Source organism: Nesterenkonia sp. YGD6 (genome assembly GCF_022565895.1).
In the GTDB taxonomy this organism is placed as follows: Bacteria; Actinomycetota; Actinomycetes; order Actinomycetales; family Micrococcaceae; genus Nesterenkonia.
Map to the genome: position 1 here is coordinate 24,593 of NZ_JAJOYY010000010.1, position 10,158 is coordinate 34,750.

Sequence of the window (10,158 nt, forward strand, 5' to 3'; positions counted from 1 at the left end):
TGCCCGCAGAGCGCGGGCAGCGGAACACCGCGGTACCTCAGCCCACCTTTTCGGAGAGCTCCAGCCAGCGTTCCTCGAGCTTCTCATTCTCGCCCTGCAGCCGGCTCACATCGGCGGTGAGCTTGCCCAGACCTTCGAAGTCGCTCGGATCGTGATCGGCCATCTGGCGCTGCTTCTTCTCCATCTGGGTGATCAGCTTCTGCATCTTCCGCTCGAGCGCGCCGACCTCCTTGCGCACTTCGCGCTCCTCTGCGCTGCTCAGCGCCGGGGCACCTGCCGATGAGGCCGAGGAGGTCTTCATCGCCTCCCGACGGGCCGCAGCCGCGGCCTTCCCGGAACCGACCCCGGCGCCAGCAGCTCCACCGCCTGAACCAGACGTGCCAGATCCCGCCGACTCCGCGGAGGCGCCATTGGCCCTGGCGGCCTTGAGCCGCAGGTATTCCTCCACGCCTCCCGGCACGTGGCGCATCCGGCCGTCGAAGATCGCGTACTGCTGATCGGTCACCCGCTCGAGCAGGTACCGGTCGTGGGAGACCACGATCAGCGTGCCGGGCCAAGAGTCCAGCAGGTCCTCCATTGCGGCGAGCATGTCGATGTCGAGATCGTTGGTGGGCTCGTCGAGGATCATCACGTTGGGCTCAGACAGGAGCACGAGCAGCAGCTGCAGGCGTCGTCGTTGGCCGCCGGAGAGCTCGCCGACTCGTGCGGAGAGATGTGCGGTGGAGAAGCCGAGGCGTTCCAACAGCTGCGCCGGGGTGTGTTCCTTGCCGTCGATGACCACCTGGGTCTTCTCGCGGGCCAGCACCTCGCGGACCCGATCGCCCTCGATGTCGGCCAGCTGGGAGAACTGCTGATCCAGGGTGGCCAGGCGCACGGTCTTGCCGCGCTTGACCCGGCCCGTGTCGGGCTCGAGCTTGCCGGCGATCAGGTTGAGCAGCGTGGACTTGCCGGCGCCGTTGGCTCCGAGGATGCCGGTGCGCTCACCCGGACCGATCCGCCAGGTGACCTCGTTGAGGATCGGCTTGTCGCCGAAGCCGATGGAGACGTCGAGGACGTCGACCACGTCCTTGCCCAGCCGGGCGGTGGCCATCTTCTTCAGCTCCAGCGGGTTGCGCGGGGGAGGCACGTCGGCGATGAGCTCGTTGGCCGCCTCGATGCGGAACTTCGGCTTGGTGCTGCGCGCCGGGGCGCCGCGGCGCAGCCAGGCGAGCTCCTTCTTCATCAAGTTCTGCCGCTTGGCCTCCACGGTGGCCGCCTGCCGGTCACGTTCCACGCGCTGGAGCACATACGCCGCGTAGCCGCCGTCGAACGGCTCGACCATGCCGTCGTGGACCTCCCAGGTGGTGGTGCTGATCTCATCGAGGAACCAGCGATCGTGAGTGACCACCAGCAGCCCGCCCGAGCTGCGCGGCCAGCGCCGGTTCAGGTGGTTCGCCAGCCAGGAGATCCCCTCCACGTCGAGGTGGTTCGTGGGCTCATCCAGAGCGATGATGTCCCATTCGCCCACCAGCAGCTTCGCCAGCGCCACGCGGCGGCGCTGCCCGCCGGAGAGCTCGGAGATCTTCGACTCCCAGGGGATGTCGGTCACCAGCCCGGCGATCACGTCGCGGATCTTCGCATCCGAGGCCCACTCGTGGTCATCGGCGTCCCCGACGACCGAATAGCCCACGGTGTGCTCGTCATCGAGGTCGTCCGACTGATCCAGCACGCCGAACTGCACGCCCTTGCGCCGGGTGACCTGCCCCGAGTCGGGTTCAAGCCGACCGGTGAGCATGGCCAGCAGCGAAGACTTGCCGTCGCCGTTGCGACCGACGACGCCGACGCGGTCGCCCTCGTTGATGCCGATCGTCACCGAGTCGAACACGGTGCGAGTAGGGAATTCCAGGTGTAGGGCTTCGGCCCCGAGAAGATGTGCCACCTATCCAGGGTAATGCCACCGTCAGTCCGCGGTTTCATCTCGCGAGTCCGCGCATGCGAAGATGGACCAGCGCTTGGCCGGAGATGAGGGTGTTCGCAGCGCCGAGCACCGTCGAACCGCCGTCGCACTCCGCCTTGGTGTAATGGCAGCACGCCAGCCTTTGGAGCTGTGCAGTCTAGGTTCGAATCCTAGAGGCGGAACGGCAATCTAGATCGCCGGACCTCTCTACACTGAGGAGTCCCATCGAAACGCGCCGAGGAGCAGCCTTCGTGACCAACGCCCAGTCCACCCAGCCCACCGCAGTGATCGTGCTCGCGGCAGGAGCCGGGACCCGGATGAAGTCCAGCACCCCGAAGATCATGCACCCGATCGGCGGCGTCTCGATGATCGGTCACGCGCTGACCGCGGCGATGGGCCTGGCCCCGCACCAGCTGGTCGCTGTGGTGCGGCACCAGCGCGAGAAGGTGGCCGAGCACATCGCTCACCTCGAGCCGCGCGCCGTCATCGCCGACCAGGACGAGGTCCCCGGCACCGGACGCGCCGTGGCCTGCGGCCTGGACGCGCTCACCGCCGCAGGAGCGCCTGCCGAGACCGGCACCGTGGTGGTCACCTACGGCGATGTGCCGCTGCTGCAGACCCAGATGCTCGCCGAGCTCGTCGAGACCCATGAGCGCGACGGCAATGCCGTCACCGTGCTCTCCGCCGTGCTCGACGACGCCGCGGGCTACGGCCGGATCCTGCGCAGCCAGGAAGACCCGCAGGACGTGCTCGGGATCGTGGAGCACAAGGACGCCACCGCAGAGCAGCGCAGCATCACCGAGATCAACTCCGGGATCTACGCCTTCGACGCCGCCGTGCTGACCCGCGCGCTGGCCCAGGTCACCACCGACAACGCCCAGGGTGAGATGTACCTCACCGACGTGCTCTCCATTGCCCGCGCCGAGGGCGGCAGAGTCTCCGCCGTGGTCACCGAGGACCGTTGGCAGGTCGAGGGCGCCAATGATCGGGTCCAGCTGCAGGCCCTCGGCGCCGAGATGAACCGGCGCATCGTGGAGCGCGCCATGCGCGCCGGGACCACGGTGGTCGACCCGGCCAGCACCTGGATCGACGCCACCGTCACCTTGGAGCAGGACACCACGATCCTCCCCGGCACCCAGCTCCACGGCGCCACGCACATCGGCCGCCACGCCGTCGTCGGCCCGGACACCACGCTCACCGATGTGATCGTCGGAGAGGCCGCGACGCTGACCCGAGTCCACGGCTCCGGAGCCCAGATCGGGGCCGGCGCCAGCGTCGGGCCGTTCACCTATCTGCGGCCGGGCACCGTGCTGGGCCAGGACGGCAAGATCGGCGCCTTCTACGAGACCAAGAACGTGAGCATCGGGCGCGGCAGCAAGCTGTCCCACCTGGGCTACGCCGGAGACGCCACCATCGGCGAGTTCACCAACATCGGCTGCGGCAACATCACCGCGAACTACGACGGCGAGAACAAGCACCGCACGCAGATCGGCTCCCACGTGCGCACCAGTTCCAACACCGTCTTCGTCGCCCCGGTCTCGGTGGGCGACGGCGCCTACACCGGCGCTGGCGCCGTGGTGCGCAAGGACGTCCCCGCCGGAGCGCTGGCGCTCTCCATCGCCCCGCAGCGCAACGCCGAGGGCTGGGTCCAGGCCAAGCGGCCCGGATCCGCGGCGGCCGACGCCGCCCAGGCCGTCCGGCCTGACGCCGTCTGACGACCACCTGAACCAACCACCCACCAGCAACGCCGGCGAGAGGCAACAACACTCATGGACGAAATCAGGCTGAACGGGGAGAAGACTCTTGTGCTGGCTTCCGGGCGCGCACATCCGGAGCTTGCCGAAGAGATCGCGAAGGAGCTCGGCACCGAGCTGCTGCCGATCAGCGCCTATGACTTCGCCAATGGAGAGATCTATGTCCGGTCCTCCGAGTCGGTGCGCGGCAAGGACATCTTCCTGCTGCAGTCCCACCCGGCTCCGATGAACAACTGGCTGATGGAACAGCTCATCATGGTCGACTCCATGAAGCGGGCTTCGGCCAAGCGGATCACCGTGGTCTCGCCCTTCTACCCCTATGCCCGTCAGGACAAGAAGGGGCGCGGCCGCGAGCCGATCTCGGCGCGCCTGGTCGCAGACCTCTATAAGGCCGCCGGCGCCGACCGGATCATGAGCGTGGACCTGCACACCGCCCAGATCCAGGGCTTCTTCAACGGCCCGGTGGACCACCTCTTCGCGGTCCCGCTGCTGGCCGAGCACATCCGTGGCCGGGTCGCCGATGACGATGTCACCGTGGTCTCCCCGGACACCGGCCGGGTCCGCGTGGCTGAGCAGTGGGCCGAGCGCCTCGGCGGAGCACCGCTGGCCTTCGTGCACAAGACCCGCGACGTCACCCAGCCGAACAAGGCAGTGTCGAAGCAGGTCGTGGGTCAGGTCGAGGGCCGCACCTGCGTGCTCATCGACGACATGATCGACACCGGCGGCACCATCTCCGGTGCCGTGCAGGTCCTCAAGGACGCCGGCGCCAAGGATGTCATCATCGCGGCGACCCACGCGGTGTTCTCGGATCCGGCCGCCGAGCGGCTGGCCAACTGCGGGGCCCGTGAGATCGTGGTGACCAACACCCTGCCGATCCCCGAGGACAAGCGCTTCGAGACGCTCACCGTGCTCTCCATCGCGCCGATCCTGGCCCGGGCGATCAAGGAGGTCTTCACCGACGGTTCGGTGACCTCCCTCTTCGACGGCCACGCATAAGCACCAGCTGCACCCCACCATCCCGTTGAGGGGCGGATTCTCCGACTGTCTGAGGCCCTGGAAGGGGTCAGATGCCCGGAGAATCCGCCCCTCAAGGCGTGTGGGGGTGCGGGCGCAGGGTCACTCCTGCGCAGCCTTGGCCGCCTCCACGGAGGGGTCGCGCCACCGTCCGGAGCGCACTCCGCGGAAGTAGATGTGGCCCACCACGAGTGAGGCCACGAACAGCACTGCCATCGGGATCAGGACGATGTAGACGTTGCCGGTGGCGACCATGATCGGGATCGCCAATGCGGTGACCAGACCGCCGCCGAAGAAGGGCTCGAAGAACAGCTGCTTATAGCCGAAGGCCTCCAGGGCGGGGGACTCGTCGTACGGGTCGGCCACCCGCAGCAGCACCAGGCCTGTGGCCGTGACGCCCATCGACTGGCCGAAGTCTGCGATCCCGCGCTCCAGCCAGAACTCCGGGATGATCCGCGGGGTGAAGACCAGCAGGACCGTGGTGCAGAACAAGATTCCGGCGATCGAGAGGATCAGGAAGGTCTCCCAGAAGGCGGCGATGGCATCCAGCGAGATCGTCGCCAGTGCTGCGACGATCAGGATGTCCAGGGCGAGACCCTGGATGCGCTTCATCGTCTCGTGGTCCAGCAGGTTGGTGTTGTCGGTGCGATCCAAGATGACCTGGACGATCACTCCGCCGATCATCGCCAGTGGGAACAGCGGCACATACCCCAGCAGCGTGAGGCCCTCCTCGGAGAGCGGCGAACCCGGCTGACCCCACAGCTGATCCTCGACCCAGACGAGGCCTTCCAGGATGAGCCAGCCGATGATGATGGCGAGTCCGACGACGGCCACATGCAGCGTCAGCGGCTCGATCGAGCTGGGTCGCGATGTCATCCGCCCGGTGGAGACGTTCTCGTTGTCGCTGTAGAGCCCCCGCAGCTCGGCCTTCGACTGCTTGGAGACGTTCTTGATCACTCGTGTCCGGCCGGTGCGCACGCCCCAGTTGATGACGGAGATGCCGATGAGGATGCCGAAGACCAGGCCCACGGTGGCGATGGCCAGGGCGAGGTCGGTGGCCTCGGGAATGCCCATGTCTTCGAAGGCCGGCCGCATTCCGGCCGCCGTTCCGTGGCCTCCCTCGAAGGCGATCTCGAGCAGCGCACCGAAGACGGGATCGACCCCGAGCAGCGGAGAGAGCACCAGCAGTCCCAGCACGATGCCTATGACGTATTGGCCGGAGCCGTAGGCGACGCCGATGGAGAGCTGCGGGCCGACCAGCTTGGCCACTCTGACCGGGGACGGGATCCTTGATCCCAGGAAGAGGGTGGCGAAGACCACCGAGATCAACAGGCCAGGCAGTGTGGCCCAGACATCGTAGATTCCCGCGGTCAGAAGTCCGCCGTCCTCCAACCACGCCCAGCCGAGGGACTCGCCGAGCCGCCCGATGACCTGTGGGCCGATGATGAGTCCGATGAACCCGGCGATGATGGCGCTGGGCAGGAGCAGCTTCTGGATGAACGGCACTTTTACCCGGATGTACTTGCCTATCAGCATCACTGATGCCAACAGCACGATCGCGAACCCCACCACGTCTGGACTCATCGGATGCCCCTCTCCGAAATGGACCGCCGACGGCGGCCGCACATGTGAGAAGCACATCACACTTCAGGCGCCGTTGCGAGAGCTGAGTGAGACGCGCCTCGACGAAGGCTGGGCTCGGCGGGTGGATAGGATCACTGCATGGATCAGGAGAGCCCATCTCAGCCCGCCGTCAATCGCAATGAGTTCGTCCGTTCGCTCTCCACCGGCCTGCGGGTCCTCGAGTCCTTCTCCGCCGTGGAGCCGAAGCTGACGCTCTCCGACGTTGCGCGGCGCGCCGATGTCAGCCGCGCGACCGCCCGCCGGATGCTGCTCACGCTGGTCCATGAGGGTTACGCCTATACCGACGGTCGGTTCTTCGAGCTGACCCCGAGGGTGCTCGGCCTTGGACAGGGCTACTGGTCAGGCCGCGGCTGGCATGAGCTGCTGCAGCCATCACTGGGTGAGCTCTCCGGGCAGCTGGCCGAATCCTGTTCGGCCGCACTGCTGGTCGGAGACGAGGTGATGTACGTCTGCCGTGTGCACACCCGCCGCATCATGCGGATCGACCTCGCGCTGGGCACCAAGCTGCCCGCCTTCGCCACGTCGATGGGGCGGGTGCTGCTCTCCGGCCTCGACGACGAGACGCTCGAGGAGCGTCTGCGCACCACTGAGCGGCGGGCCTTCACCGCACGCACCGTCACCGACCCCCACCGGCTGCGCGAGATCATCACTGCGGTCCGCACGGACGGTTACGCATTGGTGGACGAAGAGCTCGAAGAAGGGCTGCGCTCGGTGGCCGTCCCGGCCCGGGACGGCAGCGGAAGGATCGTGCTCTCGCTGAACACCTCGATCTCCGCCGGCAAGGAGTCCGCGCAGGAGTCCCTGGATCGCACACTGCCACATCTGCTGCACAGCGCGGCCGCGGTGGAGGATCTGATCCGGTCCCTGGGTGAGGATGTCGGTCGGCTCACCGTGCCCCAGGGCCTGTAGAGAACTCTCGTCACCTCTGGCGAAACCCTGCCGGCCAGACTATGATCGTCACACATAGCGCACACTTGTTTGCATAGCGAACATTTGGTGGTGCTCACGCGATCACAGGCAGGGAGCTCATATGCAGGACGTCTTCGTCTACCAGGGTCTGCGCACCCCCTTCGGCAAGATCGGCGGCGCCCTCTCCGGTCAGCGACCCGATGACCTCGCCGAACTGGTCATCTCAGCCCTCGTGGAGCAGGCCCCCGGGCTGAACCCGGAGAATGCCGGTGAGATCGTCGGAGAGGTGATCTTCGGCAACGCCAACGGCGCTGGCGAGGAGAACCGCAATGTCGCCCGGATGGCCTGGCTGCTGGCGAAGCTGCCCGTCACCGTTCCCGCCACCACGATCAACCGGCTCTGCGGATCCTCGCTGGATGCCGCGATCTCCGGCGCGCGGCAGATCGCGCTGGGGGAGACCGATGTGATCCTCGCCGGCGGCGTGGAATCCATGTCGCGTGCTCCCTGGGTGCTTCCCAAGACCGAGCGGCCCTTCCCGATGGCCAACCTCGAACTGGCCAACTCCACGCTGGGCTGGCGACTGATCAACGAGCGCATGCCCGAGGAATGGACCGTCTCGCTCGGTGAGGCCACCGAGCAGCTTCGCGAGAAGCACGGCATCGGCCGCGAACGGCAGGACGAATTCGCCGCCCGCTCCCATGAGCTCGCCGCCCGCGCCTGGAACGAGGGGCGATTCGCCGACCTCATCGTCAGCGTTCCGGGAGTGGATCTTCAGACCGACGAGACTATCCGCGCAGGTGTCACCACGGAGAAGCTCGCCGGGCTGCGCACCGTCTTCCGCTCCGAGAACGGCACTGTCACTGCGGGCAACGCCTCTCCGATGAACGACGGCGCCTCCGCCGTCTGGCTCGGCTCCGCCGCGGGTGGGGAGCAGCTGGGTCTTGCCCCGCAGGTGAGGATCGCTGGCTGGGCCGCTGCGGCGAATGAGCCGCAGTACTTCGGCTACGCCCCGGTGGAAGCCAGCAACAAGGCGCTCAAGCGCGCCGGAATCGGCTGGGGCGACGTCGGTGCGGTGGAGCTCAATGAGGCCTTCGCCGCCCAGTCCCTGGCCTGCCTGGACGCCTGGGACATCGACCCGGAGATCCTCAACGCGTGGGGTGGGGCGATCGCCATCGGCCATCCGCTGGGCGCCTCCGGCACCCGGGTGCTGGCCACGCTGGCCAAGCGCATGGAGCTCAGCGGCGAACGCTGGGGCGTGGCCACGCTGTGCATCGGCGTCGGGCAGGGCATCGCCGTCGTCCTGGAGAACGCAACCACACAGAACTGAGAGAAGAACCGATGACTGAATTTGTAGACACCGCCGCGGAGGCGGTGGCCAGTGTGAGCAACGGCGCCACGGTGCTGCTGGGAGGCTTCGGCAATGCCGGCCAGCCCATGGAACTGATCGACGCGCTGATGGAGTCCGGTGCGACCGACCTGACCGTGGTCAACAACAACGCCGGACAGGCTGATGCCGGGTTGGCCCTGCTCATCAAGGAACGCCGGGTGGCCAAGATCATCTGCTCGTTCCCGCGCCAGTCCGACTCCTGGCATTTCGACGAGGCCTATCGCGCCGGGGAGATTGAGCTGGAACTGGTCCCACAGGGCAACCTCGCCGAGCGCCTGCGCGCCGGGGGTGCGGGCATCGGCGGGTTCTTCACCCCCACCGGCTACGGCACCGAACTGGCCGCAGGCAAGGAGACCCGGGAGATCGAGGGCCGGCACTACGTGCTGGAGGCGCCGATCCGCGGCGACTTCGCCCTGATCAAGGCGTACGCCGCCGATCCGCACGGCAACCTGGTGTATCGCAAGACCGCCCGGAACTTCGGCCCGGTCATGGCCACGGCGGCCGCGCACACCATCGTGCAGGTCGACGAGGTCCTCGAAGAGGCCCTGGATCCGGAGGCGATCATCACTCCGAGCATCTACACGGATACCATCGTCGGGATCCCCACCGGCTCTGGCACGAAGCAGCGCGAGGAGCGCGAGGCTCTCGCCGCCGGACGTCGCAAGCCCTGCCTGGCCACCAAGACCGCGGCCGAGCTGGCCGCCGAGAAGTGAGGACGAGCATGAGCACCGAGACGTTCCGCACCACCGAGACCCCGCTGACCCAGGACGAGCTCGCCCACGCCATCGCCGAGGACATCGCCCCCGGGTCCTTCGTGAACCTGGGCATCGGCCAGCCGACGACGGTGTCCAACTACCTCTCCCCGGAGAAGCAGGTCACCCTGCACACCGAGAACGGCATGCTGGGCTTCGGCCCGAAGGCCCTCGGCGAGCAGGTCGATGAGGACCTCATCAACGCCGGCAAGATCCCGGTCACCGAGCTGCCCGGGGCGGCATACTTCCACCACGCCGATTCCTTCGCCATGATGCGCGGCGGCCACCTGGACGTCTGCGTGCTCGGCGCCTACCAGGTCTCCGCCTCCGGCGACCTGGCGAACTGGTCCACCGGCAAGCCGGGAGCCATCCCCGCCGTGGGCGGCGCGATGGACCTGGCCATCGGAGCCAAGGACACCTACGTGATGATGGACCTGTTCACCAAGAAGGGTGATCGGAAGCTGCTGCCCGAATGCACATTCCCGCTCACCGGGGTCGGCTGCGTCTCCCGCATCTACGCAGACATGGGCGTGTTCCTGCTGGACGGTTCGGGCATCGTCAAGGTCCGCGAGCTGCACGGCATCTCCTTCGAGGACCTGCGGGACAGGCACCCGGGCGTGGAGTTCGAGACGCTCTGACCCCGCCCCGTCGCGGAGAGGGCCCCGGAACCGTCAGGTTCCGGGGGCCCTTGCGTTCTCGGGTACGACGCCGGCCCGGGCCGGCGTCTGCGCTAGACTGAGGGTATATCAGGCGCCCCGCCGG

The 10,158-nt window shown here is 67.5% G+C and carries 8 protein-coding genes and 1 tRNA gene; 7 read left to right on the forward strand and 2 right to left on the reverse strand.

Annotated features, from left to right (window positions below; genetic code table 11):
• Positions 1 to 37: 37 nt before the first annotated feature.
• Positions 38 to 1,918, reverse strand: coding sequence for an ABC-F family ATP-binding cassette domain-containing protein (locus LTI14_RS12790; RefSeq protein ID WP_241466095.1), 1,881 nt, complete (start codon positions 1,916 to 1,918; stop codon positions 38 to 40).
• A 128-nt stretch (positions 1,919 to 2,046) separates the two neighbouring features.
• Here LTI14_RS12790 and LTI14_RS12795 point away from each other — a divergent pair.
• The 3 genes from LTI14_RS12795 (at position 2,047) to LTI14_RS12805 (ending at position 4,686) form a co-directional block, all read left to right on the forward strand.
• A tRNA-Gln gene (locus LTI14_RS12795) sits at positions 2,047 to 2,118 on the forward strand.
• A 69-nt stretch (positions 2,119 to 2,187) separates the two neighbouring features.
• A complete protein-coding gene (glmU, locus tag LTI14_RS12800) occupies positions 2,188 to 3,651 on the forward strand; it encodes a bifunctional UDP-N-acetylglucosamine diphosphorylase/glucosamine-1-phosphate N-acetyltransferase GlmU (protein WP_241471207.1) in 1,464 nt (487 codons plus the stop codon).
• 54 nt (positions 3,652 to 3,705) lie between these two features.
• Positions 3,706 to 4,686, forward strand: coding sequence for a ribose-phosphate diphosphokinase (locus tag LTI14_RS12805; protein ID WP_241466099.1), 981 nt, complete (start codon positions 3,706 to 3,708; stop codon positions 4,684 to 4,686).
• 120 nt (positions 4,687 to 4,806) lie between these two features.
• Here LTI14_RS12805 and LTI14_RS12810 read toward each other — a convergent pair whose 3' ends face one another.
• A complete protein-coding gene (locus LTI14_RS12810) occupies positions 4,807 to 6,288 on the reverse strand; it encodes a sodium/glutamate symporter (protein ID WP_241476740.1) in 1,482 nt (493 codons plus the stop codon).
• Positions 6,289 to 6,426: 138 nt separating this feature from the next.
• Here LTI14_RS12810 and LTI14_RS12815 point away from each other — a divergent pair, with 138 nt between their 5' ends.
• The 4 genes from LTI14_RS12815 to LTI14_RS12830 all read left to right on the forward strand — a co-directional run bounded on the left by LTI14_RS12815 (position 6,427) and on the right by LTI14_RS12830 (position 10,034).
• Positions 6,427 to 7,257, forward strand: coding sequence for an IclR family transcriptional regulator domain-containing protein (locus LTI14_RS12815; RefSeq protein ID WP_241476741.1), 831 nt, complete (start codon positions 6,427 to 6,429; stop codon positions 7,255 to 7,257).
• A 121-nt stretch (positions 7,258 to 7,378) separates the two neighbouring features.
• Entirely contained in the window at positions 7,379 to 8,584 is a 1,206-nt protein-coding gene (locus LTI14_RS12820; protein ID WP_241466105.1) for a thiolase family protein, read from the forward strand.
• A gap of 11 nt (positions 8,585 to 8,595) precedes the next feature.
• Entirely contained in the window at positions 8,596 to 9,357 is a 762-nt protein-coding gene (locus LTI14_RS12825) for a 3-oxoacid CoA-transferase subunit A (RefSeq protein ID WP_241476742.1), read from the forward strand.
• An 8-nt stretch (positions 9,358 to 9,365) separates the two neighbouring features.
• Entirely contained in the window at positions 9,366 to 10,034 is a 669-nt protein-coding gene (locus tag LTI14_RS12830) for a 3-oxoacid CoA-transferase subunit B (RefSeq protein WP_241471195.1), read from the forward strand.
• The last annotated feature ends 124 nt before the right edge of the window (positions 10,035 to 10,158 follow it).